Source organism: Streptomyces sp. NPDC002057 (assembly GCF_040296665.1).
Classification (GTDB): Bacteria; Actinomycetota; Actinomycetes; order Streptomycetales; family Streptomycetaceae; genus Streptomyces.
Map to the genome: position 1 here is coordinate 354,453 of NZ_JBEOXR010000001.1, position 25,988 is coordinate 380,440.

General features: G+C 72.9%; 23 protein-coding genes and 1 tRNA gene. 14 read left to right on the forward strand and 10 right to left on the reverse strand.

The window, feature by feature from the left end:
* Positions 1-223: 223 nt before the first annotated feature.
* Together ABT129_RS01650 and ABT129_RS01655 are read left to right on the forward strand one after the other, a co-directional pair.
* A complete protein-coding gene (locus tag ABT129_RS01650) occupies positions 224-955 on the forward strand; it encodes a SigE family RNA polymerase sigma factor (RefSeq protein WP_351895198.1) in 732 nt (243 codons plus the stop codon).
* Positions 952-2,127 (forward strand): hypothetical protein, encoded by a 1,176-nt coding sequence (locus ABT129_RS01655; RefSeq protein WP_351895200.1) that lies wholly within the window; start codon positions 952-954, stop codon positions 2,125-2,127. The genes ABT129_RS01650 and ABT129_RS01655 overlap by 4 nt, the downstream gene beginning before the upstream one ends.
* A gap of 86 nt (positions 2,128-2,213) precedes the next feature.
* On the opposite strand, the gene ABT129_RS01660 is transcribed toward ABT129_RS01655, so the two are convergent.
* Both ABT129_RS01660 and ABT129_RS01665 read right to left on the reverse strand, forming a co-directional pair.
* A complete protein-coding gene (locus tag ABT129_RS01660; protein WP_351895203.1) occupies positions 2,214-2,954 on the reverse strand; it encodes an SURF1 family protein in 741 nt (246 codons plus the stop codon).
* A 23-nt stretch (positions 2,955-2,977) separates the two neighbouring features.
* Positions 2,978-4,822: a S9 family peptidase gene (locus ABT129_RS01665; RefSeq protein ID WP_502981613.1), complete on the reverse strand. Its 1,845-nt coding sequence runs from the start codon at positions 4,820-4,822 to the stop codon at positions 2,978-2,980.
* A 62-nt stretch (positions 4,823-4,884) separates the two neighbouring features.
* On the opposite strand from ABT129_RS01665, the gene ABT129_RS01670 reads away from it, so the two are divergent.
* Entirely contained in the window at positions 4,885-5,715 is an 831-nt protein-coding gene (locus ABT129_RS01670; RefSeq protein ID WP_351895207.1) for a class I SAM-dependent methyltransferase, read from the forward strand.
* 89 nt (positions 5,716-5,804) lie between these two features.
* Here ABT129_RS01670 and ABT129_RS01675 read toward each other — a convergent pair whose 3' ends face one another.
* Positions 5,805-6,839 carry an Lrp/AsnC family transcriptional regulator gene (locus ABT129_RS01675; protein WP_351895210.1) on the reverse strand — a complete coding sequence of 345 codons (1,035 nt, stop codon included), beginning with the start codon at positions 6,837-6,839 and terminating at the stop codon, positions 5,805-5,807.
* A 209-nt stretch (positions 6,840-7,048) separates the two neighbouring features.
* Here ABT129_RS01675 and ABT129_RS01680 point away from each other — a divergent pair, with 209 nt between their 5' ends.
* Both ABT129_RS01680 and ABT129_RS01685 read left to right on the forward strand, forming a co-directional pair.
* On the forward strand, positions 7,049-8,392 hold the full coding sequence (locus ABT129_RS01680; RefSeq protein WP_351895212.1) for a tetratricopeptide repeat protein: 1,344 nt from the start codon (positions 7,049-7,051) through the stop codon (positions 8,390-8,392).
* 100 nt (positions 8,393-8,492) lie between these two features.
* Positions 8,493-9,512 carry a YdcF family protein gene (locus tag ABT129_RS01685; protein ID WP_351895214.1) on the forward strand — a complete coding sequence of 340 codons (1,020 nt, stop codon included), beginning with the start codon at positions 8,493-8,495 and terminating at the stop codon, positions 9,510-9,512.
* A gap of 66 nt (positions 9,513-9,578) precedes the next feature.
* Here the strand turns inward: ABT129_RS01685 and ABT129_RS01690 are convergent, their stop codons facing one another.
* Positions 9,579-11,417 carry an alkyl/aryl-sulfatase gene (locus ABT129_RS01690; RefSeq protein ID WP_351895217.1) on the reverse strand — a complete coding sequence of 613 codons (1,839 nt, stop codon included), beginning with the start codon at positions 11,415-11,417 and terminating at the stop codon, positions 9,579-9,581.
* Between the two features lie 161 nt (positions 11,418-11,578).
* Between ABT129_RS01690 and ABT129_RS01695 the strand changes: the two genes are divergently transcribed.
* Complete coding sequence (locus ABT129_RS01695; RefSeq protein WP_351895219.1) at positions 11,579-11,860, forward strand: hypothetical protein; 282 nt, start codon at positions 11,579-11,581, stop codon at positions 11,858-11,860.
* 30 nt (positions 11,861-11,890) lie between these two features.
* On the opposite strand, the gene ABT129_RS01700 is transcribed toward ABT129_RS01695, so the two are convergent.
* Positions 11,891-13,066 carry a serine/threonine-protein kinase gene (locus tag ABT129_RS01700; RefSeq protein WP_502981614.1) on the reverse strand — a complete coding sequence of 392 codons (1,176 nt, stop codon included), beginning with the start codon at positions 13,064-13,066 and terminating at the stop codon, positions 11,891-11,893.
* A gap of 289 nt (positions 13,067-13,355) precedes the next feature.
* Between ABT129_RS01700 and ABT129_RS01705 the strand changes: the two genes are divergently transcribed.
* Positions 13,356-14,234, forward strand: a complete 879-nt coding sequence (locus tag ABT129_RS01705) for a glycosyltransferase family 2 protein (RefSeq protein WP_351895224.1) — start codon at positions 13,356-13,358, stop codon at positions 14,232-14,234.
* Between the two features lie 120 nt (positions 14,235-14,354).
* On the opposite strand, the gene ABT129_RS01710 is transcribed toward ABT129_RS01705, so the two are convergent.
* Both ABT129_RS01710 and ABT129_RS01715 read right to left on the reverse strand, forming a co-directional pair.
* A tRNA-Pro gene (locus ABT129_RS01710) sits at positions 14,355-14,428 on the reverse strand.
* A gap of 278 nt (positions 14,429-14,706) precedes the next feature.
* Positions 14,707-15,645, reverse strand: coding sequence for a metallophosphoesterase (locus ABT129_RS01715; RefSeq protein WP_351895226.1), 939 nt, complete (start codon positions 15,643-15,645; stop codon positions 14,707-14,709).
* 74 nt (positions 15,646-15,719) lie between these two features.
* Between ABT129_RS01715 and ABT129_RS01720 the strand changes: the two genes are divergently transcribed.
* Positions 15,720-16,184: a GatB/YqeY domain-containing protein gene (locus ABT129_RS01720; RefSeq protein ID WP_351895228.1), complete on the forward strand. Its 465-nt coding sequence runs from the start codon at positions 15,720-15,722 to the stop codon at positions 16,182-16,184.
* A 176-nt stretch (positions 16,185-16,360) separates the two neighbouring features.
* Here ABT129_RS01720 and ABT129_RS01725 read toward each other — a convergent pair whose 3' ends face one another.
* The gene (locus ABT129_RS01725) at positions 16,361-18,604 is read right to left on the reverse strand and encodes a transglycosylase domain-containing protein (RefSeq protein WP_351895230.1); all 2,244 of its coding nucleotides are present in this window, start codon (positions 18,602-18,604) and stop codon (positions 16,361-16,363) included.
* 583 nt (positions 18,605-19,187) lie between these two features.
* On the opposite strand from ABT129_RS01725, the gene ABT129_RS01730 reads away from it, so the two are divergent.
* On the forward strand, positions 19,188-19,532 hold the full coding sequence (locus ABT129_RS01730; RefSeq protein ID WP_015034550.1) for a WhiB family transcriptional regulator: 345 nt from the start codon (positions 19,188-19,190) through the stop codon (positions 19,530-19,532).
* A gap of 134 nt (positions 19,533-19,666) precedes the next feature.
* Here ABT129_RS01730 and bagB read toward each other — a convergent pair whose 3' ends face one another.
* Positions 19,667-20,995: an ATPase BagB gene (bagB, locus tag ABT129_RS01735; protein ID WP_351895297.1), complete on the reverse strand. Its 1,329-nt coding sequence runs from the start codon at positions 20,993-20,995 to the stop codon at positions 19,667-19,669.
* Positions 20,996-21,216: 221 nt separating this feature from the next.
* Entirely contained in the window at positions 21,217-22,179 is a 963-nt protein-coding gene (gene bagA / locus ABT129_RS01740; RefSeq protein WP_351895232.1) for an ATPase BagA, read from the reverse strand.
* Between the two features lie 123 nt (positions 22,180-22,302).
* Between bagA and sp36 the strand changes: the two genes are divergently transcribed.
* From sp36 to ABT129_RS01765, 5 genes are all read left to right on the forward strand, one after another.
* Positions 22,303-22,461, forward strand: coding sequence for a Sp36 family protein (sp36, locus tag ABT129_RS01745; protein ID WP_015034547.1), 159 nt, complete (start codon positions 22,303-22,305; stop codon positions 22,459-22,461).
* The gene (locus tag ABT129_RS01750; protein ID WP_351895235.1) at positions 22,458-22,928 is read left to right on the forward strand and encodes a RidA family protein; all 471 of its coding nucleotides are present in this window, start codon (positions 22,458-22,460) and stop codon (positions 22,926-22,928) included. The genes sp36 and ABT129_RS01750 overlap by 4 nt, the downstream gene beginning before the upstream one ends.
* A gap of 87 nt (positions 22,929-23,015) precedes the next feature.
* Positions 23,016-24,029: an NUDIX hydrolase gene (locus ABT129_RS01755; RefSeq protein ID WP_351895237.1), complete on the forward strand. Its 1,014-nt coding sequence runs from the start codon at positions 23,016-23,018 to the stop codon at positions 24,027-24,029.
* Entirely contained in the window at positions 24,026-24,856 is an 831-nt protein-coding gene (locus ABT129_RS01760) for an MBL fold metallo-hydrolase (protein ID WP_351895239.1), read from the forward strand. Before ABT129_RS01755 ends, ABT129_RS01760 begins: the two co-directional genes overlap by 4 nt.
* Before the next feature lie 231 nt (positions 24,857-25,087).
* On the forward strand, positions 25,088-25,972 hold the full coding sequence (locus ABT129_RS01765; RefSeq protein ID WP_351895242.1) for a prohibitin family protein: 885 nt from the start codon (positions 25,088-25,090) through the stop codon (positions 25,970-25,972).
* Positions 25,973-25,988 lie beyond the last annotated feature (16 nt).

Genomic DNA, 25,988 nt, shown 5'->3' on the forward strand with positions numbered 1-25,988 from the left:
CTTGAACTGCGGTGATGCCGTGGTTGACGATGCTCTTCCCCCTTGCTGCAACCAGTAGTTGGGTGGGGGGCGTCTCTGCGTGCACCCACGACCGTGTGGCGCGGAACACGCTGTGAAAGTGGGGCATAGGGGGAGAACAGTTACGCATGGGGATGAACAACTCACCGTTGAAAAGGGTGGCGTACGCGTACAACCCTGCCGGGGGGAAGCGTGTCCAACAGGCGTGGCAGAGGTACTCGACATCGCGACCATCGCCCCGCTGCGCGGCGCGGGCACGGCGGTGCTCCCCGTGCGGAGCGTCGGCGTCGTCCCCGTACGCACCCCAGCGGCCGGCGCGTTCAGGCGCCCGCGCCCTCTCGGCGGCATGCCGGTGATCGCGCCCGTGCCCACCGGATCCCGCGCGAGCGCGGTGGACGGCATCCCGTCGCCCCGGACGAGCGCCGAAGGCGCCGCCGCGGCCGGGACCACCGTCGACCACCTGACCGAGACCTACCGCGCCCACTACCGGTCGCTGCTCGGTCTCGCCGCGCTGCTCCTCGACGACACGGCCTCCTGCGAGGACGTCGTCCAGGAGGCGTTCATCCGCGTCCACTCGGCCCGCAAGCGGGTCCGTGAACCGGAGAAGACGCTCGCCTACCTGCGCCAGACCGTCGTCAACCTCTCCCGGTCCGCGCTGCGCCGCCGCATCCTCGGACTCAAGCTGCTGTCCAAGCCGATGCCGGACATGGCCAGCGCGGAGGAGGGCGCTTACGACCAGCTGGAGCGCGAGGACCTCATCAAGGCGATGCGCGGACTCCAGCGGCGCCAGCGCGAGGTGCTCGCCCTGCGGTACTTCTCGGACATGACCGAGGTGCAGGTCGCCGAGGCGCTCGGAATATCCCTGGGCTCGGTGAAGGCGTACGGTTCGCGGGGCATCGCGGCGCTGCGCGTCGCGATGGGGGCGACGACGTCATGAGCGAGGCACCTGCCAAGGACGGCGACGGCGACGCCCGAGACGAACGTGACGATCTGAGTGGACAGCGCATGGTGAACATCGAGCCCGGCGAGGGCGACGGAGACGACGAACTCGCGCTGCGGCGGCTGTTCCAGGGCGCGGTGTCCGGCCTGGAGCCCTCCCAGGGCTCGCTGGAGCACCTGCGCCGCGCCGTGCCCGCCCGGCGCGCCCGCAAGCGCCAGGCGATCGTGGGCGCCGCCGCCGCGGCCGTTCTCATCGGCACGGCCGTCCCGGCCTTCGTGCACGTCGCCGCCTCCGGTGGCGTCTCCGCCGCCGGCAACCCGGTGAACGCGGGCCACGGCGAGGAGGCCCAGGGCGGCACCGGCACCGAGACCGGCGTCGAGGGCGGCAAGAGCTCCACGGCCCCCGCGAGCAGCGTCTCCCCGAGCCAGGGCGCGGCCGACGGTTCCGAGGGCGAGCCGCAGCGACCCGGTCCCGGCATCTCCGGCACCGGCCCGCGCCAGCCGCAGGGCGCGGGCGGCGGCTCCGCGCCGCGGTGCGAGGCCGGCCAGCTCGGCGTCAGCGGCGCCGACGCCGGCGGACCCGACGGCGACGGCCGGGTGTACGGCACCTTCCGCATCGCCAACGTCTCCGGCCAGGACTGTGTCGTGGACGGCAGCGGGATCGTCAGCTTCGAGGCCCGCGGCGCGGCCGACCCCGGCCGGATCTCGGTGGTCCGGCACACCTCGGGCGACGGCGGCGGCGGGTTGCCCGACCCCTCGCAGGAGTCGTCCTCGCTCCTCCTGAAGCCGAGCGGCTCCTACGAGGTGAAGTTCGTCTGGGTGCCGAGCGAGACCTGCCCCACGACCGGGACCACCCCGACGCCCACCGAGCCCCCGCCGACCGTGGAGCCGACCACGCCGCCCACGACGGCCCCGCCGACGGAACCCACGGGCAACCCCGAACCCACCGAGGGCGCGGGCTCCGGGGGCGGCGGCACCGTGCCGGGCACCGGCTCGGAGGCGGGCGCGGACGCGGGTGCCGCGCCGCAGCTGCTCCGCGCGGACGGCGGCCTCGCGGACGGCAGCGTCCTGGTCAGCCATGTCGCTGAGCCGGGCGGCCCCTCGGCGTCGGCGTCCATCCCGAACGCCTGCGCGGGCACCATCTACCGCACCGGCGTCCTGGCCGGCTGAGCCCCCGGCCCCCGGAGCACGGAACGGTTCACGGACCCCCGGAACGGGAGCGGCCCTCGGGCCCCCGGTCCCGGGGGCCGTGCCGTCTACAGGCCCAGAGCCTCGTCGCGGTTCGCCTCCGCCTCGCGGCGCACCAGGCGGAACCACATGAAGATCACGAAGCCCGCGAAGACGAACCACTCCGCGGTGTAACCGAGGTTCTGGAACGCCTTGGCGTCCAGGCTCGTGCCCGCCGCCGCGGCCGCCGGGACCGGGCTGAGGCCCGCGGGGGAGTCGGCGAGGGTGATCCAGGCGTCGTACACGTCGTCCGTGACCACGTTCACCAGAGCCGCCGCGCTGATCATGCCCAGCTGGCCCTCGGGCAGCCCGCCGGCCGTGCGGACGCCCTTCGTGCCCGGGTTCTCCGAGGCCTGGAGCGCGCCCACCACCGTGACCTCGCCGGACGGCGGTACGGGGGCCTTCGCGCCCGTGGGGAGCCAGCCCCGGACCACCGGCAGCGACCGGCCGGCGTCCGTCCGCAGCATCGTCAGGACGTACGAACCGGTCCGGCCGTCCAGCTCACGGCCCGGGACGAGGAACTGGTCCCCGAACCGGCCGCGCGCCTCGGCCGACCGGCCCGAGGTCTCCTTGTCCACCGGCAGCAGCGCGTCCAGCGGCTCCGCCTTCAGCGTGCTCGCGGCCGGCCGCTGCTCCGCCTCCTGATGGGAGTCGACGCGATCCTCGAACTTGCCCATCTGCCAGGTCCCCATGAAGACGCAGAACGGGATCGCCAGCAGGACGAAGACGTTGATCCCCCACCAGCGGGGCGTTCTCAGGAACCGGTACACGCCCCCACGGTACGCAAGGGGCCTCAGCCCTCCGTCGGCCGGGTCCCCAGGTGCTTCGCGGCGAACGCGAGGTCCAGGGCGACCTGCTTGATCCGCTCCTCCACCACGAGCGAGCCGTGGCCCGCGTCGTAGCGGTAGACCTCGTGGACCGCGCCCCGGGCCACGAGCCGGTCGACGTAGTTCTCGATCTGACGGATCGGGCAGCGCGGGTCGTTGACGCCCGCCGAGATGTGCACCGGGGCCTTCACCGCGTCCACGTACGTCAGCGGCGACGAGGCCGCGAACCGCTCGGGCACCTCCTCCGGGGAGCCGCCGAGCAGCGTCCGGTCCAGCGCCTTGAGGGCCTCCATCTCGTCCTCGTACGCCGCGACGTAGTCCGCGACCGGGACCGCCGCGAGGCCGACCGCCCACGCGTCGGGCCGGGTACCCAGGCCGAGGAGGGTGAGGTAGCCGCCCCAGGAGCCGCCGGACAGGACGAGCCGCGCCGGGTCGGCGAGGCCGCTCTCCACCGCCCACGCGCGGACCGCCTCGATGTCCTCCAGCTCGATCAGGCCGACCCGGTGCTTGAGCGCGTCCGTCCACTCCCGGCCGTACCCCGTCGAACCCCGGTAGTTGACCCGCACCACCGCGTACCCGTGGTCCAGCCAGGCCGCCGGACCCGAGGCGAAGGCGTCGCTGTCGTGCCACGTCGGGCCGCCGTGCACCTCGAAGACGGTCGGGAAGGGGCCCTCGCCCGCCGGGCGCTGCACCAGCGCGTGGACCCTGCCGCCGGGGCCCTCCACCCACACGTCCTCCACCGGCACCGACGGCGGAGCCTTGGGACCGGGCGGATCGAGGACGACACCGCCGTCCGTGGAGCGCACCACCGGCGGCTCGGCGGCCGAGGACCACAGGTACTCCACGCTGCCGTCCGGGCGGGCCGTGGCGCTCGACACCGAACCGGGCGGGGTCTCCACCCGGACCAGCGCGCCGGTGGCGATCTCGTACCGCCACAGCTCGCTGCGGGCCTCGAAGCTGTGCACGATCAGCAGGCCGGAGCCGTCCGGGTACCACTCGGCCGACACGTCGCCCGGCAGGTCGAGCGAGAGCTCCGTCTCGGTGCCCGCCGCCACGTCCCAGAGCGTCGGCTCCCACCGGCCGCGCCGCTGGTGCGCGACGAGCAGCCGGGTGTCCCCGGCGACCGGGGCGAAGCCGAGGACCGAGAGTCCCAGCTCCTCCGTGCCGCCCTTGGTGTCGTCGAGCTCCGCGAGCACGCTCGCGTCCGAGGCGCGCAGCACCCGCAGCGCCGAGTGCATCGCGTCCCCGTGCTCGGTGTGCTCGACGGCGATCAGCGCGCCGTCGTACGACAGGTCGCCGACCCCGGCCGACTCCCGGTGCCGGTAGATCTCGACCGGGGCGTCCGCCCCGGGGCGCACGAGATGGATCGTCGAGCCGTCCTCGTCCGTGGAGCGGCCCACCACCAGCGTGCCCTCCCGGCCGATGGCCAGCCCCGCCGGGTAGGAGGCGTCGAGGCCGGGCACGGCCGGCTCGTCCGCGCCGCCGCCGAACGGCTGGCGCATCCACACGCCGAACTCGTCCCCGTCGGTGTCCGCGAACCACCAGATCCAGGCGCCGTCCGGCGACAGCGTGCCGTCCGTCGTGCCGTTCGGCCGGTCCGTGACCTGCCGCTGCTCCCCGCTCGCCCGGTCCCAGGCGTACAGCTCGTACGTGCCCGTCGCGTTCGACACGAAGAGCGAGTGGTCGGGGGCCTCCTCGGCCCACTCGGGCAGGGAGACACGCGGTGCGCGGAAGCGCCGCTCCCACGTGGGGGTCCGGTCGGTGAGCCCGTCGTCGAGCCCGGCGTTCTTGCTCTCAGTCATGGCTCCCATGATGCTCCGCGCGGCGGACAATCAGGTCGCGTCCCCCTCAACCTGTGGATAACCTCGCCGACATGTACTCACCGATCCCCGAGGACTGGCGCGAGGCCAACCGCGCGCGCTGGGACGAGCGCGTCCCGATCCACGCCGCCAGCGCCTTCTACGACCTCGACACCTTCCGGGCGGGCAAGGACGCCCTGCGGGACTTCGAGCTCGCGGAGGTCGGCGACGTCACCGGACGCTCCCTGCTGCACCTCCAGTGCCACATCGGCCTGGACACCCTCTCCTGGGCGCGCCACGGCGCCTCGCACGTCGTCGGCCTGGACTTCTCCGAGCCGGCCGTCGAGACCGCCCGCTCGCTCGCCGCCGACCTGGGCCTCACCCAGGACCGGGCGGCCTTCGTCGCCGCCGACGTGTACGACGCCGCCGAGGCCGTCCCGGACAGCGCGTACGACATCGTCTACACCGGCAGCGGGGCGCTGAGCTGGCTGCCCGACATCGAGCGCTGGGCGGAGACCGCCGCCTCGCTCGTCGCCCCCGGCGGCTTCCTGTACGTGGCGGAGTTCCATCCGTTCACCGACTCGCTCGACGACGAGACCGGCAGCCGGATCGTGCACGACTACTTCGTCCGCGAACCCTGGGTGGACACCTCCCCGGGCACGTACGCCGAGCTCGACGCCGCCACCGTCCACAACCGCAGCGTGGAATGGGTGCACCCGGTCGGCGAGGTCGTCACCGCGCTCGCGAAGGCGGGGCTGCGGATCGAGTTCCTGCACGAGCACGAGGCCTCGCTGTTCCCCCGCTACGGAGCGCTCCAGCGGCACGAGGACGGCTACTACCGCTTCCCGGCGGACCGCCCCCGCATCCCGCTGATGTACTCGGTCAAGGCGTCCAGGCCGGCCTGAGGGGCCACGGCGTCCGCCGCCCCGAGAGGCCAAGGCGTCCGGGCCAGCCCGAGCCGGATCACGGCGCGTCCGCCCGTGAGGTCCACGCCTCAGGCGGGCGTGTCAGGACGCACGTAATGGGTCCGCCGCCCGTCCGGCCCGAGGACCTGGGCCCCTATCTTGTGGGTGCGCAGCGAGAGCGCGGTGCCCGCGATCCGGAGCGCCGGGGCGGCCCGTACGAGCGCCGCCGTGACCTCGTGCAGTTCGTCGACCGTGCGGAGCCACAGGGCGACCGCGAGGTTGTGCGGGCCGGTGACCGAGGTGACCAGCCGGGTCTGGCGCAGCCGCGCCAGCGCCGCCACCGTCGTCGGCACCTCCAGGGGCGGTACGTCGGTCGTGACCATCGCCCACACCGGGCGCCCGGAGAACCTCGGGGCCGGCAGGCAGTGGTGGTGGAGGACGCCGCCCGCCGTGAGGACGTCCAGCCTCCGCCGTACCGTCGACTCGCTCGTACCGCACTGCCGGGCCAGTTCGGCGGCGCTGCGGCGGGCGTCCCCGGCCAGCTCCGCGACCAGCCGGCGGTCGAGCTCCGTGAGGTTCGGGTGGGGGCGCGACGGCGCCCGCGCCCGCCGGTCCCCGCCCGTGAGCTCCGTGAGGAGCTGGACCTGTGACGGGGTGAGCTGCTCGATCCGCGAGCGGTACGGGCGGTTGTGCAGCCGTGTGACGACCTGGGTCCGGGCCCGGAGCACCCCGGGCAGCAGCCGCACCCGCCCGGAGAGGTAGGCGTCGAGCGCGTACAGGTCGGGGCAGACCACCAGCAGGACCAGATCGGCGTCGCCGGTCACCTGGTGGACGCCGAGGGTGCACGGATCGGCCGAGACCTCGACCGCGGTGGCCTCGGCGGCGCCCGCGACGCACTCCAGCTCCACCCAGGCGTAGAGCATCGCGTCCGTCGCGTGGCGGGCGGCGAGCAGCGAACTCCAGGCGTACCCGCCGGCCGTGAGGTGCTCCCAGCGCCGGGCGAGGGTGTCCGGGGTCGGCCCCAGGACCGCCGACAGCTGGGTCCAGCTGGCGCGCGGGGCGACCTGCAGTGCGTGGATCAGCGAAAGATCCGCCTCTCCCAGGACGGATTCCTCGGTACTCATTTCCCTCCCTGGTCGATCCCCGGCAAACCGTGGGTGTGGGTCCCAGGGCGCCCCAGGATGTGGACCGAGGCGTATGCATTCAAGCCGCATCGGCGTCTGTTCGCCATCGGATCGGGTGTAAGTCACGGACGGGGAAGCGGACGGGGAAGCTGATGAGGTTCGGGAGACCACCGGGAACCGGTGAGTCGACGCTGCTCTGGGGAGAGCCGGTGAGCCCCGAGCAGCTCGCCGCCGCCGAGCAAGGGTACGACCGCTGCGGGCCCGCCGAACGGCTCCTGTGGGAGCGGCTCTCCGTCTTCGAGGGGGCCTTCGGTCGCGACGCCGTCCGCGAGGTGTGCGCCGCGGGCCCGCTGCCCCCGACGACGGTCCTGTCCGTCCTCGACCGGCTCGCCCCCTCCGCCCTCCTTCCCGTCGACGACCTGTTCGACGGCGAGGGCGACGTGCCCCGCTACTGGATGCCGCACCCCGTGCGGGCCGTGGGCGCCCGCCGGCTCACCGAGCGCGGCGAACGCCGGGCCGTCGTCCTGCGCCACCGGCGCTGGTGCGTGAAGCTCGCCCGGCGGGCCGCCGACCGGTGGCAGAGCGGCCGCCAGTGCGACGCGCGCGACCTGGCCCTGCGCGAACTCCCCGACCTGGCCGCCGCCATGGACCCGACGACCGCGCCGCTCTCGCCGAGCGGCGAGGCCGGCACGGCGGTCGAGGTCGTCGTCTCCCTCTGGTTCCTCTGGGTCGCCTGCGGGCGGGCCGCCGAGGGCCGGGTCCGGTTGCGCCACGCCCTCTCCCTGTCCGCCGGGGAGCCGACCGCCCGCGCCCTGTGGCTCGCCGCCTTCCTGGAGCTGGAGTCGGGCCGCCCCGAGGACGCCGACCCGCTCCTCGCCCGGGCCTGGGCGGCGGCCGTACGGGACGGGGACGACCGCGCGCTGGGGCTGCTCGCCCATCTGCGGGGCGCGACCGCCCTCTACCAGGGGCGTACGCGCGCGGCGGCGGACGAGTTCCGGGAGGCGCTCGCGCTGATGGCGGAGGACCCGGAGTTCGGGCCGACCCGGCAGGCGTGCTGGGTCGGCCTGGCGCTCGCCCTGTGCCCCACGGACCCCGAGGCGGCGCAGGAGGCGCTGGACCAGGGGGAGCTGGACCGCGAGAGCCGGTGGCCCCGGGCCGGCCGTGACGTGTGTACCGAGGCCTGGGCGCACCACGTCCGGGCCGAACTCGCCGTGTGGGACGGAGAGCTGGAGCGGGCCGCCGCGCACGCCCGGCGGGCGGTGCGCGAGCACCTGCGGATGGGTTCGGCGGCGGGTGCGGCCGCCGCGGCGGAACTCCTGGCGCAGATCCGGGTGTCGGCCGGGCGGCGCGACGAGGCGGCCCATCTGCTCGGCGCGGTGGACCTGTTGCGGAGCTCCGTCTTCGACTCCTCGTACCGGCCGGCGGAGCACTGCGTCGTGACCCGCGCCCGCAGCGAGACGGTCCTCCGGTCGCTGCTCGACGGCCGGGAACTGCGGTGCGCGTACGAAGAGGGCGCACGGCGCGGCCTGTTCGCGCTGGCGGGGGAGGGGTAGGGCCGGCACCCGGACCCGGCCCGGGTTCGTCAGCGCGCCCCGGCCCGGGGCGCCCCCGCCGTTCACGCCCTTGTCGGTCGCCGTGCCTACGATGGCCCGCATGTCCTTCGCCTTCGCCGTGGCCGCGGTCTTCCTGCTGTTCTTCGGGCTCGGCGTGCGGCGGGACCGGCGCCGCTTCGGCAACGCCGTGCTCCTCGGCCTCGCCGTCACCTTCCTGGGCATCGGACTGATCGCGGGGATCGACGACGCCCCGCCCGGAGTCGCCGAGTCCGTGATGGTCGTCGCGCTCCTCGTGCTCGGGATCGGCCCGGTGGTCCTCGCGGGGCTGCTCACGTGGAACGGCGTGAAGATGGTCCGCAAGGAGGGCAGAAGCCCGGGCAACCTGCTCTCGCTCCTCGCCGGGCTCGGCATGTTCGGGGTGATGGCCCTGGCCGTGTCCGCGGCCGCCATCCAGTCCTGGACCCTGCGGATAGTGGTCGTCACCACCCTCTTCGTCCTCGGCTACGTCTCCTTCCTCTTCGTCTGCTTCGTCGGCTACGCCTACCTGTACGGCCGGATGCGGATCCGCCGCGACGCCGACTACGTGGTCGTCCTCGGCTCCGGCCTGATCGGCGGCCGCCGGGTGCCCCCGCTCCTCGCCAGCCGCCTGGACCGGGGACGCGAGGTGTACGAGAGGCTGGCCGCGTACGAGCGGCGGGACGGCGACGCCCCCGTCCTCGTCACCTCGGGCGGGCAGGGACCCGACGAGGAACTCCCCGAGTCCCACGCGATGGCCGACTACCTCGTCGCGCGCGGGTTCCCGCCGGAGGCCGTGGTCCGCGAGGACCGCTCGCGGACCACCGAGGAGAACATGCTCTTCAGCAAGGAGCTGATGGAGCGGGACCGGCCGGGCTCCTCGTGCGTGATCGTCACCAACAACTTCCACGCCTTCCGGGCCGCCCTCTCGGCCCGCAGGGCGGGCGTGAACGGCCAGGTGGTGGGCTCGCCGACCGCCGCCTACTTCTGGCCGTCGGCGACCATCCGCGAGTTCGTCGCGGTCTTCCTCCAGTACAAGGTGGTCAACCTCGGGATCTGCCTGACCCTGATCCTGCTCGGGGCGCTCGCGTGGGCGAGCCGCTGAGGACGGCGCTCGGTCATCGGGACCACCTCACGGGGTGACGATCGGGACGCGGGGACCGGAGCGACCTCACGGGGTGACGATCGGGAACCGGGGGTCGGGCGTCGTGACGTACGAGAAGAGCCGGGCCAGCAGGGCCGGATCGCCCTCCACCCCGATCCCGAGCTCCCGCAGCTCCTCACCGGCGAGCAGGCCGAGGAGCTGCGCCTTGCCCAGGGTGAGGGTGAGCCCGGCCGGAGTCCGGGGCTCGCCCTCGACGGCCCGGTGGGTGAGGGCCCCGTTGTGCAGGGTGAGCCGGCGGCGCCCCTCGTTCGCGAGGACGAGGTCGATGGTCAGGTCCTCGTCCCAGGCGCGCGGGCCGTCGATCCGGACGGCGATCGAGTCGACGAGCATGGGCACGGTCAGGGCCATCGCCATCTCGGGGTTGGTCGTGTCGACCATGTCGCCGGAGACGCCGTCCCGCAGCTCCTGCGCCGAGGTGAGGTAGAAGTTGCGCCAGGTGCCGTTCTCGGAGCCGTACCCGAGCCGGTCGTACACGGAGGCGAGGGCCTCCTTGGCCTCGCCGTACACCTCGGCGTCGTCCGGCTCGGCGAAGACCAGGTGGTCGAGGAGGGTCGCCGCGAACCGCAGGTCGCCCTCCTCGGCGTACGCGCGGGCCTTGGCGAGGGTCGCGGCGGGGCCGCCGGCCACGTCCACGTACCGCTTGGCGAGCTCGGTCGGCGGGTGCTCCCAGAGATGGGCCACGTTGCCGTCGAACCAGCCCAGGTAGCGCTGGTAGACCGCCCTGGAGTTGTGGTGGAGCGAGCCGTAGTAGCCCCGCGCGTGCCAGGACTTCTCCAGGGCCGGCGGCAGCTCGATCCGCTCGGCGATCTCCGGCCCGGTGAGGCCCTCGTTGAGCAGCCGCAGCGACTGGTCGTGCAGGTACGCGTAGAGGTCGCGCTGCCCGGCCAGGAACTCCACCACGTTGTCGTGGCCCCAGGTCGGCCAGTGGTGGGAGGCGAAACCGACGTCGTACCGCCCGTGGAAGCAGTCGATCGCCTCGTCGAGGTACGCGGCCCAGATCCGCGCGTCGCGGACGACCGCGCCGCGCAGGGTCAGGACGTTGTGCATGTTGTGCGTGGCGTTCTCGGCCAGGCACAGGGCGCGGTGGTCGGGGAAGAGGAAGTTCATCTCGGCCGGTGCCTCGGTGCCCGGCGTCAGCTGGAAGACGATCCGCACCCCGTCGACCGTCTCCTCCTGGCCGGTCTCCGTGATGTCCACGGTCGGCGGGATCAGGCTGATGGTGCCGAGGGAGGTGGTCTGGCCGAGGCCGGCGCTGATCTGGGCGTCCGGCGCCTTCGGCAGGTTCGCCCCGTACATGTAGCTCGCGCGGCGGGTCATCGCGTTGCCCGCGTACACGTTCTCGCTGACCGCGTGCTCCAGGAAACCGGCCGGGGCGAGGATCGGGACCCCCTCCTCCGCGCCGTGCGGGAGGACACCGCGGGCGCCGCCGAAGTGGTCGCCGTGCGAGTGGGTGTAGATCAGGCCGGTGACCGGGCGGTCGCCGCGGTGCTCCTTGTACAGCGCGAGCGCGGCCGCCGCGGTCTCGGTGGAGATGAGGGGGTCGATGACGACGATCCCGCGCTCGCCCTCGACGATCGTCATGTTCGACAGGTCGAGGCCCCGCACCTGGTAGATGCCCTCGGTGACCTCGTACAGGCCCTGCCGGGAACAGAGCTGCGCCTGGCGCCAGAGGCTCGGGTGCGCGGTGTCGGGGCACTCCGCCTTCAGGAAGCCGTAGACGTCGCCGTCCCAGACCGTCCGGCCGTCGGCGGCCGCGACCGCGCCGGGCACGAGGGCGCCCAGGAAGCCCCGGTCGGCGTTCTCGAAGTCGGTGGTGTCCTCGAAGGAGGGCAGGGTGTCGCTCATGAACCGGTGCTCCGTTCCGCGCGGGCGGTGATCGGCGTACCGGTCCATCTGAACACCGGGCCGGTGACGCCGCACTCCGGCCGCGCTCCGGCCGTCTCCGGCCGCCGTCGGGACGGCGGACCCGGCGCTCCCTCCCTACTCTGGAGGTACGGAGGTGACCCATGAGCCGACGGCACCACTTCCACATCGACCACCTCGGACACTCGGTCTCCACGACCGTGCACACCGGGCACAGCTGGATCGTCGAGATCCTGGTCGACGGCAAGGAGACCGGGTACGCCAAGAGCAAGGGCGACGGGCCCCTCACCGTCCCGGTCGAGCTGCCGACCGACCCACCGACACCGGTGGCGGTACGCGTCACCCCGGGGCCCGGCACGCCGCGCTGCCTGCTGATCGCGACGGCGGACGGGGAGCCACAGGTGATGGCCCCGCGGGCCTACTGAGCGGAGGGGCCGCCCGACCGCGGGGCGGCCTCAGGAGAGCCAGGCCATCCCGATGACCAGGAAGACCACGAAGGCGATGGCACCGGCCACGGCGGCCGTCTTGCGGGGACGGCGCCGGGAGAGCTCCGCCAGACCGCCACCGGAGGTGCCGGGCCGCTCACGCCGCCGGGACGAGCCGGCGCCGGTCTGCGCCGGTCTGCGGATCTGCCCCGACGCGGGTCCGCGCCCCCGCCCGGGCGCGGGTCTGGGAGCCGGTACGGGCATGGGCGCGGACGGCGGCAGGGGCGCGGGCCCGGTGGAGCCGGCCGACGGCGGGCCCGCGCTGTGGTGAGGGGCGTGGTGGGGGGCGCGGTGCGCCGCCGGGGGCCGGTGGTGCGCCGGGGCCGGCGGGGAGTAGGCGCGCCACGCGCCGGAGGAGAACCAGTCCGCGATGGCCTGCGCCGGCGGCCGCTGCTCCGGCTGCTTGGCCAGCAGGCTCAGCAGGTACGTCTCGAACTCGGGCGGCAGCGCCACCCCCAGCCGGCCGGGCGGCATCGGGGCGGTGTCGATGTGCTGGTACAGCAGGGCGGTGGCCGTGTCCGCGCGGAACGGCGGACGCCCGGTGAGGAGTTGGTAGAGCACACAGCCCAGCGAGTACACGTCGGAGGCGGGCGACGCGGACTGCCCGAGGGCCCGCTCGGGGGCCAGGTACAGCCCCGTGCCCACGATCTGACCGGTCGTCGTGAGCGCCCCCGACGGGTCGTCGACGAAGCGCGCGATGCCGAAGTCGGCCAGCTTCACCGTCCCGTCGGCGTCGACCAGCAGGTTCCCCGGCTTGATGTCCCGGTGCACGACACCCTGCCGGTGCGCCGCGGCGAGCCCGGCGGCCGCGTGGGCGGCGACCACGGCGACCCGCTCGGCCGGCAGCACCAGCGGATCGGAGGGACTCCCGGCGAGACTGTCGCCCTCCACCAACTCCATGACGAGGAACAGCTTTCCGTCCCACGTGCCGAAGTCGAAGACGCCCACCACGTGCGGGTGGCTCAGCCGGGCGGCGGTCTGCGCCTCCAGCCGGAACCGGTCGGCGGCGGAGGGGTCGGTCCCGTGCGCGAGCATCAGCTTCACGGCGACGTCGCGGCCGAGGACCTCGTCGGTGGCCTGCCACACCTCACCCATGCCGCCCCGGCCGATACACACATGAAGCCGATATCGGTCCGCGACCAGCACCTGAAGACCACCCTTTCGACATTCGATCAACTTGACGGAAGGGAACCAGCGTAGAGCCGCCCGACCACGCCTTTCGCCGCGCTCCCCCCCCGGTACGCGCGCCGACAGCCGTGAAGACGGCCCCGGCCCCCGCTCCCGACCGGCCCTCCCCCCTCGCGCACCCTCCTCCGATGGACGCCGACCGAGGTGCGGATGAACGGCGGGTGGCGTCGGCCGGTTAGCATCGCGGCCCGGAGTGCGTCCGGAGTGGGTACCGGCGAACGCCGGTGAGCAGGGAACGGAGCAGGGCGTGGCGCGACCTCGTGTGGGTGTGGCGGTACTGACGATGGGCACGCGCCCGGTGGAGCTGGGGGCGTTGCTCGACGCCGTGGCACGACAGGACGAACCGGCCGCCCGGATCGTCGTCGTGGGCAACGGCACCGGGACGCTCCCGGAGCTCCCCGAGGGCGTGACCGGGGTCGAACTCCCCGAGAACCGGGGCGTGACCGGAGGCCGCAACGTCGCCCTGGAGACGCTGCGGTCCTTCGGTGACGTCGACGTCCTCGTGGATCTGGACGACGACGGGCTCCTCGTCGACACGGACGTCTTCAGCCGCCTGGCCGACCTGTACGAGGCCGATCCCTTCCTGGGCGTCGTGTCGTTCCGCATCGCCGACGAGACGGGCGAGACGCAGCGCCGTCACGTCCCGCGCCTCGGGGCGAAGGACCCGATGCGGGGCGGCGAGGTCACCACCTTCCTCGGCGGCGGCCACGGCCTGTCGATGCCGATGCTCGACGAGATCGGCGGCTGGCCGGAGGACTTCTTCTTCACCCACGAGGAGACCGACCTCGCCTGGCGCGCCCTCGACGCGGGCTGGAAGGTCGTCTACGAGCCGAAGCTCCTCCTCCAGCACCCGAAGACCAGCCCGGCCCGGCACGCCGTCTACTACCGGATGACCGCCCGCAACCGCGTCTGGCTGGCCAAGCGCAACCTGCCGGCCCTGCTCGTCCCCGTCTACCTGGGCGTCTGGACCCTCCTCACCGTGGCCCGCACCCGCTCCCTGCCGGGCCTCGCGTCCTGGTTCGCCGGCTTCGCGGAGGGCGTCCGCCGCTCGGGCGGCCCCCGCCACCCCATGCGCTGGTCCACGGTCCGCCGCATGACCCGCCTCGGCCGCCCACCGGTGATCTGACGCCACCGCCCGGCCCCCGGGGAGCCGCCCACGAGGCGGCTCGCCGGGGTCCCCGCACCACCCCCGGAAACCACTCAGGGCCCGACCCGCGGAAGCGGATCAGGCCCTGAATGTCGGCTGTCGGGGTGGCGGGATTTGAACCCACGACCTCTTCGTCCCGAACGAAGCGCGCTGCCAAGCTGCGCTACACCCCGATGTCACTGCTCTGTTGTTCACGTCGCGGCGACATCGCTTACTTTAGCCCACGCGCGCGCTGAGACGAAATCCGGTTTTCGGGGGGTCGCGGGGCGGGTCGGATGCGGTCCGGGCCGACGATCGCGAGGCCCAGGGCGGGCAGGCGCGGGCGGCGCCCCAGCCGGGGGCGAGGGCGGCCAGGCTCCGGATGGCCGCCGCCCAGGGGCGGCGGGGTGGGGGAGGCGGGACGGCGGGGGCGGCCGCGGTGCGGGGCGTGGTCACCCCTCCACCGCGGGGGTCAGCCGCGGGCCGTCAGGGTGAGCAGGGTGACCTCGGGCGGGCAGGCGAAGCGGACCGGGGTGAAGCGGTTGGTGCCGCAGCCCGCGGAGACGTGGAGGTAGGAGGTCCGGTCGGCGACCGTGTGGGTGGAGAGCCCCTTGACCCGGTCGGTGTCCAGGTCGCAGTTGGTGACGAGCGCCCCGTAGAAGGGGATGCAGAGCTGTCCGCCGTGGGTGTGGCCGGCGAGGACCAGCTCGTAGCCGTCGGCCGTGAAGGCGTCGAGCGAGCGCAGGTACGGGGCGTGGACGACGCCCACCGTGAAGTCGGCCTCGGTGTCGGGACCGCCGGCCACCTGCTCGTACCGGTCGCGCTTGATGTGCGGGTCGTCGAGACCGGTGAACGCGAGGTTCGCCTGGGGCAGCTTGAGCCGGCCGCGGGTGTTGGTGAGGTTCACCCAGCCCGCCGCGTCGAAGGCGTCCCGCATCCCCTCCCAGGGGTTGTGGACGGCGCCGACGACGGGCTTGTTGCCGTTGAGGCCGTGGCGGCCCTGGGCCTTCTCCATCAGGTAGCGGGCGGGGTTGCGCAGCCGGGGACCGTAGTAGTCGTTGGACCCGAAGACGTACACGCCCGGGAACTCCATCAGCGGGCCGAGCGCGTCGAGGACCTCCGGCACCGCGTCCGGGTCGGAGAGGTTGTCGCCGGTGTTGACGACGAAGTCCGGGCGGAGCCCCGCGAGGGACTGGAGCCAGGCCCGCTTCTTGCCCTGACCGCCGACCATGTGGATGTCGGAGACCTGGAGGACCCGCAGGTCGCTCATGCCGGGTGGGAGCACCGGAACCGTCACACGGCGGAGCCGGAACGAGCGGGCCTCGAAACCGGCCGCGTAGACGAGTCCGGCGGCGGCCGTCGCCGTGAGGCCTGCCGTGATCTTCAGGGGGATCCCGTACCGTGCGCGCATCCCCCCATCGTCGCAGACCCGCGGAGCGTAAATGCGCGGGCGGCTGGGGCGGCACACCTGCCACACTTGACCCCATGACCACCCTCAAGGCGAAGCTCCAGGCCGACCTCAACGCCGCGATCCGGGAGCGCGACGAACTGCGCTCCTCGACCCTGCGGCTGACCATCACCGCGATCACCAAGGAGGAGGTCGCGGGCAAGACCAAGCGCGAACTCTCCGACGACGAGGTGCAGAAGGTGATCGCCAAGGAGGCGAAGAAGCGGCGCGAGGCCGCGGAGGCCTTCACGCAGGGCGGCCGTCTGGAGTCCGCCGAGCGCGAGAAGGCGGAGGGCGTCCTCCTCGACGCGTACCTGCCGAAGCAGCTCAGCGACGAGGAGATCGACGGGATCGTCGCGGCGGCCGTCGAGGAGGCGAAGGCGGCGGGCGCCGAGGGCCCGCGTGCCATGGGCGCCGTCATGAAGATCGTGAACCCGAAGGTGGCCGGCCAGGCCGACGGCGGGCGGGTCGCCGCCTCCGTGAAGAAGCTGCTCGCGGGCTGAACCCCCGCGCCCCCGGGCTGAACCCCCGGGCCCCGGGCTGAACCCACGGGCTCGCCGTCTGGACCCACGGGCCTGCCGGCCGGTCCCGCGGACCGAAGGACGAGGAAGGGCGCCCCACCGAAGTGGGGCGCCCTTCCTGTTCGTCCGTACGGCGCCGGCCTCGTACCTCTACCGCGTCAGCGGTTTCCGCCGCGGCCGTTGCCGTCGCCGGGCCCGCCGATCACACCCGGCGGGAGCGTGATCCCGGGGAACGGGTCGTTCGGCTTGTCGTCGCCCGGCTTCCCGGGCTTGTTCGGCTTGCCCGGCTTGTTCGGGCCCTCGTCCCCGTCCTCCGGGTCCTTGGGCTTCTCGGCCCGGGGCACGGAGATGGGGGCGAACTTCGGCGTCTCGCCGGCGTCCAGGGCGCCCGTCATCGCGATCTTCCAGATGGGGCCGGGAAGGCAGCCACCACAGACCTTGTCGTACGTCACGCCGCCGATGGTGATGTCGTACATCTCGCGCCGCTCGCCGACGTCGTCGCCCACCCAGACGGCCGTGGAGAGGTTCGGGGTGTAGCCCACGAACCAGGCGTCCTTGCGACCCTCGGTGGTACCGGTCTTGCCCGCGTTGTCGCGGTCGCTGAGGCCGGCCTTCGTACCCGTACCGTCCTCGACGACACCCTTCAGCATCTGGTTGAGCGTGTCCGCGGTCCGGTCGCTCATCGCCCGGGTGCACTTGGTGTCGGGCACGTTGAGCTTGTCACCGGTGGCGGCGGTGACCGACTCGATCGCGATCGGGGTGCAGTAGATGCCTCGGTTGGCGAAGGTCGCGTAGACCGTCGCCATGTCGAGCGGGGTGCTCTCCACACTTCCGAGGGTGACCGACGGGCTCTGCTTGATGGGCTTGCCCAGCTCGCGCTGGTAGCCGACGTTCTTCGCCATCGTCAGCGTCTCGCAGAGGCCGGCCATCTGCTCCAGCTTGGCGAAGTAGGTGTTGATGGACTTGCCGAGGGCGCTCGTCATGTCGTACGCCCCCTTCTCCGACTCGAGCTCGTTCTGCACCGGCCATTCGAGGTTGCCGGCCGGCCTGCCGTCGCAGCGCGTGAAGTCGCTCTCCGACAGGGTGATCTTCCACGGGGTGTCGAAGCTCTGAGCCGGGCTCAGACCCTTCTCCAGCGCCGCGGCCGCCGTGATCGGCTTGAAGGTCGAACCGACCTGGAAGCCGTAGGTGGTGCCGCCCATCCGGCTGCCCACGGCCAGGTTGAGCGTGGTCTGGTGCTGCTTCTGGTCCAGGCCGTACGGGCGGGACTGGCCCATCGACAGGATCTTGCCGCTGCCGGGCTGGACCTGCACCACCGAGGCGGCGACCGGGTCGTCCTTGTTGATCTTCGCGACGGCGGCCTCGTTGGCGGCGGCCTGGGCGCGCGGGTCGAGCGTGGTCTTGACGGTGAGACCGCCCAGGTTCCACAGCTTCTGGCGCTCCTCGGCCGTCTTGCCGAAGACGGGGTCGTTGAGGATCGTCTTGCGGACGTAGTCGCAGAAGAAGCCGGCGCCGTCGACGGCGGTGATGCAGCCGTTCTTCGGCGTCTTGACCTTCAGCTTCAGCGGGGTTGCCTTCGCCTGGTCGGCCTCGGCCTGGCTGATGTCCTTCACGTCGGCCATCCGCTGGAGGACCACGTTGCGGCGCTTGGTTGCTTCCTGGATGTCGTTGATCGGGTCGTAGCGGCTGGGCGACTGGACGAGACCGGCCATCATCGCCGCCTCGCCGAGGCTCAGGTCGGCGGCGCGCTTGGAGAAGTAGCGCTGGGAGGCGGCCTCGATGCCATAGGCCTGCTGGCCGAAGAACGTGATGTTGAGGTAGTTCTCCAGGATCTTCTTCTTGCCCAGCTCCTCCTCGACCTGGATCGCGAACTTCAGCTCGCGGACCTTGCGGCCGATGGTCTGCTGGGTGGCCTGCGCGACCTTCTCGGGGTCGTCACCGGCCTCCTCGACGAAGACGTTCTTCACGTACTGCTGGGTGAGAGTGGACGCGCCCTGCGCGACCCCGCCCGACTGCGCGTTGCGGTTGATCGCGCGCAGCACGCCCTTGAGGTCGATCGCCCCGTGCTCGTAGAAGCGGCCGTCCTCGATCGCGACGATCGCCTTCTGCATGTACGGGGAGATCTTGTCGAGCGGGACGACCGTCCGGTCCCGTGAGTACACCGTGGCGATCAGCCCGCCCTCGGCGTCCAGGATCTTGGTGCGCTGACTCAGCGGTGGGGTCTTCAGATTGGAGGGGATCTCGTCGAACCCCTCCACCGTGCCCTTCGCGGCCAGCCCGAGTGCCCCGGCCGCGGGCAGGGCGATGCCCGCCAGCACGGCTCCGGAGAGCACACTGACACCGAGGAACTTGGCGGCCTGCTGGGTCCCGGTCAGACCACCGCCCGAGCGCTTCTTTGCCATGGGGGGCAGCCTAATCCGTAGTGATGTGCGAACCGCGGGAGCGGGTGCCTCTCGGAGCGTTCGAGTACCAGACCGTGACATCCGGCGGCCGCCGGACCGTCGGGACCCCGACGCGGACGGGGCTCGGACGCGGGGCGCGCGATCCCCGAACCCGAGGGCGCGACAGGGCGGGGCGGCTACGTTCGGATTCGCCGGACACACGTATATGCCTTGGCCTAAGCTGCTCCCAACTGTCACAGCAGTGTGGTCTGGCATCAAGACCCGGGTGTGACATCGGCATGAATTCCCGTGACCCCGAATCAGGGGGACCTCATGTCCGATTCCGGCTCATGCGTCACACGGTGTCCGAAATGGAACCGTCAAGGAACGGCGTATCTGCGCGATATGTCCGCTATCACACGCATGTCCTTCGATCACTCCCCTGGGTGATCTGACGCGCACGCATAGTCCGTTCGGGCCATCCAAGATTGGGCCCGAAGGGGGTGTTGCGCTGTGCCCACCTTCCGTAACGTCCCAACTGGCAGCGGTGAATATGCCGCTGCCGCCGTGGGGGAGCCTCGATTCGGGAGAGGACGGCGCCGGTATGGGCTGGGTAGCTGACTGGAGTGCGCAGGCGGCCTGCCGCACTACCGATCCGGATGAACTTTTCGTGCAGGGAGCGGCACAGAACAGGGCAAAGGCGGTGTGCACCGGATGCCCGGTGCGGACCGAGTGCCTCGCCGACGCCCTCGACAACCGCGTGGAGTTCGGCGTGTGGGGCGGCATGACGGAGCGCGAGCGCCGCGCCCTGCTGCGCCGCAGGCCGACCGTCACCTCGTGGCGCCGGCTCCTGGAGACCGCGCGCACGGAGTACGAGCGGGGAGCGGGCCTGCTGCCCGTGGCGATCGAGGACGACGCGACGTACGAGGCGTACGCCGCGGTGGGCTAGACCCCCGCGCTGCCCTTCGGGGCCGGGCCCTGAAGGGTCGGGCTCGGAAAGGCGTGTCGGAGAGGCATGTCGGAGGGGCGTGTCGGAGGGGCCGTGCTCGGAACAGGGCCGGGCCCCGACGGGGTTGGGGTCCTTCAGGCCGAGGGGTTCCGTCCGGCCGCGAGCCGGTCGCCGATGGCCCGCAGCCCGGCGAGGTCGTGCACATCGCCGGGCAGGGCCGCCACTTCGGCCACCGCCACCTCGGGGTGGAGCGCCGTGAAGCGGTCACGCGTGCGCTGCTCACGCACGAGCACCCGCATGCGCTCGGCATGCAGGTGCAGGAGTCCAGCGGTGAGATGTCGTACGTCCACGTCTGTTTCCTGTGCCGGTTCGGCTGTGGGGGCAGCCTCGGGTACGGGAGTTGCGGCGGCGGTGGCGAGATCGGACGGCTCGTGCGCGGTGGCCGGGGAGCCACTGCGCTCAGTCTTCCCGCCCCCCTGATCCACAATGCGCCCCTCGTCAAGATTTTCCGCGGCGGCCCGGGCCCGCTCGGCCGACAGCCGGGCGGCACCACTGCCGTGGACGCGGTTGAGGACGAGACCGGCCAGCGGCATCTCCTCGGCGGCCAGCCGCTCCACGAAGTAGGCGGCCTCGCGCAGCGCGTCCCGCTCCGGCGTGGCCACCACGAGGAAGGCCGTGCCCGGAGCCTGGAGCAGCCTGTACGTGGCGTCCGCGCGGGTCCGGAAGCCGCCGAACATCGTGTCCATCGCCGCGACGAACGTCTGCACGTCCTTGAGGAACTGACCCCCCAGCAGCTTTCCGAGGGTCCCCGTCATCATCGACATGCCGACGTTGAGGAACTTCATCCCGGCCCGGCCGCCCACCTTCGCCGGGGCCATGAGCAGCTTGATGAACTTCCCGTCGAGGAAGGACCCGAGCCGCTTCGGCGCGTCCAGGAAGTCCAGGGCCGACCGGGACGGCGGGGTGTCCACGACGATCAGGTCCCACTCGTCGCGCGCCCGGAGCTGCCCCAGCTTCTCCATCGCCATGTACTCCTGCGTACCGGCGAATCCGGCCGACAGGGACTGGTAGAAGGGGTTCTCCAGGATCGCCCGCGCCCGGTCGGGGTCCGCGTGCGCCTCGACGATCTCGTCGAAGGTCCGCTTCATGTCCAGCATCATCGCGTGCAGCCGGCCGCCGTCGGAGCCCTTGATCCCGTCGACCTCGCGGGGCGTGTTGTCGAGGGAGTCGATCCCCATCGACTGGGCGAGCCGCCGGGCCGGGTCGATGGTGAGGACGACGACCCGCCGTCCGCGCTCCGCCGCCCGCACGCCGAGCGCCGCCGCCGTGGTCGTCTTGCCGACCCCGCCGGCGCCGCAGCAGACGACGATGCGGGTGCCCGGGTCGTCGATCAGCGGGTCGAGATCCAGAACGGGAACGGAGTCGAGCCCCTCGCCGCTGCTGCCGCTGCCGCCGCTGCCGATCCCGTCCCCGGTCCCGCTGACGGTGCCGGTCCCGTCCTCTGCCCCGCTGCCGAGCCCGTCCCCGCTGCCGGCGTCGAACCCGCCCCCGTCCCCGCCGCCGTCCCCGCTGCCGCTGCCGAAGTCGAGCCCGCCCCCGGTCCCGCCCCCGCCCCCGCTGTCGGCGTCGCGTGCGTCTCCTGTGCCGGTGCCGAGCCCGTCCCCGGTGCCGGCGGCCTTCTCCGTCACGTGCCCACCCCTTGCTTCCGCAGTGCCTTCGCCAGCCGGTAGAGCCCCGCGATGTCCGCCCCGTCGCCCAGGAACGGAAGCTCGTACGAGGGGACGCCGATGCCGTCCAGGACCGCCCGCTGCGCCCGCTCCAGCTCCACCCGCCGGGCGTGCTCGGCCGCCTGGTCGAGGAGCGGCTCGACCAGCGTCGTGCCGTCCGCGACGCCCACGGACGCCAGCGTCCTCGCGATCGCGTCCCGGTGGTCGCCGGAGGCGGCCCGTACCGCCGCCTCGTCGAGGACGTGCGGACGGACCATGTTCACCACGACCCGCCCCACCGGCAGTTCGGCGCCCCGCAGCTCCGCGACGCCGTCCGCCGTCTCCTGGACGGGCATCTCCTCCAGGAGGGTCACCAGGTGGACCGCCGTCTCGGGGGACTTGAGGACCCGCATGACGGCCTGTGCCTGGTTGTGTATCGGGCCGATCCTCGCCAGGCCCGCCACCTCGTCGTTGACGTTGAGGAAGCGGGTGATGCGGCCGGTGGGCGGCGCGTCCATGACCACGTGGTCGTAGGTGTGGCCGCCGTGCTTCTCGCGCCGCCGCACCGCCTCGCACGCCTTGCCGGTCAGCAGGACGTCCCGTACCCCCGGAGCTATCGTCGTCGCGAAGTCGATCGCGCCGAGCTTCTTCAGGGCCCGTCCCGCACCGCCCAGTTTGTAGAACATCTGGAGGTAGTCGAGGAGCGCGCGCTCGGCGTCGATCGCCAGCGCGTACACCTCCCCGCCGCCCGGGGCGACGGCGATCTTGCGCTCCTCGTACGGAAGCGCTTCCGTCTCGAAGAGCTGTGCGATGCCCTGCCTGCCTTCGACCTCGACGAGAAGGGTGCGCTTCCCCTCCGTCGCGAGGGCGAGGGCGAGGGCGGCGGCGACCGTCGTCTTACCGGTACCGCCCTTGCCGCTGACGACCTGAAGCCTGCTCACGCTGTCGAGCCTAACCACTGGCGGCCGCGCCCAATCAGGAGGCCGCCCCCGAGAAGCTCCCTAGGGGGAGCTTCGGGGGCCGCCTCGGAGAGCCACCCCGCGGCAGCGGATACAGTCGGCCCCATGACCAAGTGGGAGTACGTCACGGTGCCGCTTCTGGTGCACGCGACCAAGCAGATTCTGGACACCTGGGGCGAGGACGGCTGGGAGCTCGTCCAGGTCGTGCCCGGGCCGAACAACCCCGAGCAGCTCGTGGCCTACCTGAAGCGGGCCAAGTCGTGAGCGGGGCCGTCGAGGCGAAGCTCGCCGAGCTGGGCCTGACCCTGCCGGCGGTCGTGCCGCCACTGGCCGCCTACCAGCCGGCCGTGCAGTCCGGCGTCTACGTCTACACCTCGGGCCAGCTCCCGATGGTGGGCGGCGAACTCCAGCTGACCGGCAAGGTCGGCGCCGAGGTCACCGCCGAGGAGGCCAAGGAGCTCGCGGCCACCTGCGCGCTCAACGCGCTCGCGGCCGTGAAGTCGGTCGCCGGTGACCTGGACCGGATCAAGCGGGTCGTGAAGGTCGTCGGCTTCGTCGCCTCCGCCCCCGACTTCACCGGGCAGCCGGGCGTCATCAACGGCGCCAGCGAGCTGCTCGGCGCGGTCCTCGGCGACAAGGGCGTGCACGCGCGCAGCGCCGTCGGCGTGACCGTGCTGCCGCTCGACGCCCCGGTCGAGGTCGAGGTCCAGGTGGAGCTGGTCGACGCCTGACCGCCTGTCGTACGCGTCACAGGGCCGGTTCCTCATGGCGAGGAACCGGCCCTCGTGCATTCAGGTGCTTGCGCATAGCATCCGGCCATGTCGAATGGTCAGCCGAAGCAGTCGAGCGAGCCGAGTCCGCAGGAGCCGACAGGCCGGCCCGGGCCGTCGGAGCCGTCGGTCCGCCCCGAGCCGTCGGGTCGCTCGGATTCGTCGGACCGGCCGGAGCCCTCGGGCCGGCCGAAGCAGTCGAACGGCCAGTGGTACCCGCCGGAGTGGCCCGACCGCATCCGCGCCCTCGCCGCCGGTGAGCTCACCCCGGTGACGCCCCGGCGCGCCGCCACCGTCCTGCTCCTGCGGGACGGGGCCGCCGGGCCCGACGTCCACATGCTGCGCCGCCGCACCTCGATGGCCTTCGCGGGAGGCGCGTACGCCTACCCCGGCGGCGGTGTCGACCCGCGCGACGAGCAGCCGGTGCGCTGGGCGGGGCCGTCCCGGGAGACCTGGGCCGCCCGGCTCGGCCTCGACGACCCCGCGCAGGCCCAGGCCGTGGTCTGCGCCGCCGTGCGCGAGACGTACGAGGAGGCGGGCGTCCTGCTCGCCGGGGAGACCGAGGACGAGGTCGTGGGCGACACGACCGGCGACGAGTGGGAGCGGGACCGGCAGGCGCTCGTCGCCCGTGAGCTGTCCTTCGCCGACTTCCTGGAACGGCGCGGACTGGTGCTCCGCTCCGACCTGCTCGGCGCGTGGGCCCGCTGGATCACGCCGGAGTTCGAGCAGCGCCGGTACGACACCTGGTTCTTCGTGGCCGCCCTGCCGGCCGGGCAGCGCACCCGGAACGCCTCCACGGAGGCCGACCGCACCGTCTGGATCCGCCCGGCGGAGGCCGCCGCGGGGTACGACCGGGGCGAGCTGACCATGATGCCGCCGACGATCTCGACCCTGCGCGCCCTGGAGCCGTACGGGACGGCCGCCGAGGCCCTCGCGGGGGCGGCGGAGCAGGATATGGCCCCGGTGCTCGCGCGGGCGCGCCTGGACGGCGACGAGCTGGTCCTGAGCTGGCCGGGGCACGAGGAGTTCACCAAGATCATCCCCATGGGAGGTGCCCGATGACCGACGCCGCCGCCCTGCCCGGCCAGCCGCGCGGAGTCGTGCTCTCCGGGCCCGCGACCGACCGCGCCGTGAACGTCCTCGCGCCGAACCCGTCCGCGATGACCCTCGACGGCACCAACACCTGGCTCCTCTCCGAGCCCGGCTCGGACCTCGCCGTCGTCGTCGATCCCGGTCCGCTCGACGAGACCCATCTGCGCCAGGTGATCGAGACCGCCGGGAAGCTCGGCAAGCGGGTCGCGCTCACGCTGCTGACCCACGGCCACCCCGACCACGCGGAGGGCGCCGGCCGCTTCGCCGAGCTGACCGGTACGGCCGTACGCGCCCTCGACCCGGCGCTGCGTCTCGGCGACGAGGGGCTCGGCGCGGGGGACGTGGTGACGGTCGGCGGCCTGGAGGTGCGGGTCGTCCCGACGCCCGGCCACACCTCGGACTCGCTCTCCTTCCACCTGCCCGCCGACCGGGCGGTGCTGACCGGGGACACGATCCTGGGGCGCGGGACGACGATGGTGGCCCATCCGGACGGGCGTCTGGGCGACTACCTGGACTCGCTGCGGCGGCTGCGCTCGCTCACCGTCGACGACGGGGTGCACACGGTCCTGCCGGGGCACGGGCCCGTCCTGGAGGACGCGCAGGGGGCCGTGGAGTTCTACCTCGCGCACCGGGCGAGCCGGCTCGCCCAGGTCGAGACGGCGGTGGAGAACGGCCACCGGACGCCGGCGGAGGTCGTCGCCCACGTCTACGCGGACGTGGACCGCTCCCTGTGGCCGGCCGCCGAGCTGTCCGTACGGGCCCAGCTGGAGTACCTGCGGGAGCGCGGGCTGGTCTGAGCGCGCGCCGGCCCGGCCTGAGACCGTGCCGGTCGGGTCCGGGAGCCTGCCGGTCGGGTCCGGGAACGCGCCGGCCCGGTCCGGGAGCCCGCCGGTCGGGTCCGGGAACCTGCCGGCCCGGTCCGGGAGCGTCCCGGTCGAGAGTCCGCTTGCGGACCCCGGGAACCTCCCGGGCTCCCCGCGTGTCTTACGCTCCGCTTACATCTGGCCGTAGCTCTCGGGGGGAAGCCCGTGTTCGTCATCGCCATCCTGCTGGTCATAGCCGCAGTGGTGCTCTTTTTCGTCGGCCGCGCCAACGATTCCAAGGGGCTGAAGTTCGGCGCCCTCGGCGCGGTCCTGGCCGGCCTGTTCTCGCTGATCGTGAGCATGACGTACGTGATCAGCGCGTACGAGGTCGGCGTGCCGGTCGCCTTCGGCAAGGTCGGCTCGCCCATGACCTCGGGCATGCACGTCAAGTCGCCCTTCACCGACGTCACGACCTTCTCCACCCGCCCCGTCGACCTCAACCTCTCCGACAAGGACGTGGTCGAGGTCCGCTCCTCGCAGGGCGGTGTCATGTACGTCGAGGTGACGGTGAAGTGGGCCGTCGTCCCGACCAACGCCGTGGAGCTCTACAAGCTCGCGGGCAGCGAGGACGCCATCCAGCAGCGCCTCGTCTTCCCCGACAGCCGGGAGATCATCCGTAACGTCTTCGCCCGCTACACCAGCGAGCAGGGTTACGCCTCCGACCGCGAGAAGATCAACGCCGAGATCGGCACCCTGATCAAGGAGCGGCTGACCCCGCGCGGCATCGACGTGACCACCGTCAACCTGCGCAACGTGAAGCCCTCCGAGGCCCTCCAGGGCCAGATCGACCGCAAGATCCAGCAGCAGCAGGCCACCGAGCGCGCCACCGAGGCCGCCCGCACCGCCAAGGCCGAGGCCGACCGCCGCCGGATCGAGGCGGAGGGCATCGCCCGCGCCAACAAGATCCTCAACGACTCGCTGACCGACCGGGTCCTGGCGAACCAGTGCATCGACGCGTTCAAGGAGGCCGCGGCGAAGAACCCGGTCTACGCCGTGCCCTGCGGGAACGGTTCCTCCACCCCGGTGATCGTGGACGGCTCGAAGCGCTGACCGCACGCCGGTAGGC

Bases quoted from the DNA above. Each gene is read 5' to 3' on its own strand.
- ABT129_RS01725 (WP_351895230.1), bottom strand. From the start codon at position 18,604: ATGGCAAAGAAGCGCTCGGGCGGTGGTCTGACCGGGACCCAGCAGGCC.
- ABT129_RS01715 (WP_351895226.1), bottom strand. From the start codon at position 15,645: ATGCGCGCACGGTACGGGATCCCCCTGAAGATCACGGCAGGCCTCACG.
- ABT129_RS01690 (WP_351895217.1), bottom strand. From the start codon at position 11,417: ATGAGCGACACCCTGCCCTCCTTCGAGGACACCACCGACTTCGAGAAC.
- ABT129_RS01730 (WP_015034550.1), top strand. From the start codon at position 19,188: ATGGGCTGGGTAGCTGACTGGAGTGCGCAGGCGGCCTGCCGCACTACC.
- ABT129_RS01675 (WP_351895210.1), bottom strand. From the start codon at position 6,839: ATGAGTACCGAGGAATCCGTCCTGGGAGAGGCGGATCTTTCGCTGATC.
- ABT129_RS01760 (WP_351895239.1), top strand. From the start codon at position 24,026: ATGACCGACGCCGCCGCCCTGCCCGGCCAGCCGCGCGGAGTCGTGCTC.
- ABT129_RS01665 (WP_502981613.1), bottom strand. From the start codon at position 4,822: ATGGGAGCCATGACTGAGAGCAAGAACGCCGGGCTCGACGACGGGCTC.
- ABT129_RS01670 (WP_351895207.1), top strand. From the start codon at position 4,885: ATGTACTCACCGATCCCCGAGGACTGGCGCGAGGCCAACCGCGCGCGC.
- sp36 (WP_015034547.1), top strand. From the start codon at position 22,303: ATGACCAAGTGGGAGTACGTCACGGTGCCGCTTCTGGTGCACGCGACC.
- ABT129_RS01755 (WP_351895237.1), top strand. From the start codon at position 23,016: ATGTCGAATGGTCAGCCGAAGCAGTCGAGCGAGCCGAGTCCGCAGGAG.
- ABT129_RS01720 (WP_351895228.1), top strand. From the start codon at position 15,720: ATGACCACCCTCAAGGCGAAGCTCCAGGCCGACCTCAACGCCGCGATC.
- ABT129_RS01685 (WP_351895214.1), top strand. From the start codon at position 8,493: ATGTCCTTCGCCTTCGCCGTGGCCGCGGTCTTCCTGCTGTTCTTCGGG.
- ABT129_RS01655 (WP_351895200.1), top strand. From the start codon at position 952: ATGAGCGAGGCACCTGCCAAGGACGGCGACGGCGACGCCCGAGACGAA.
- ABT129_RS01695 (WP_351895219.1), top strand. From the start codon at position 11,579: ATGAGCCGACGGCACCACTTCCACATCGACCACCTCGGACACTCGGTC.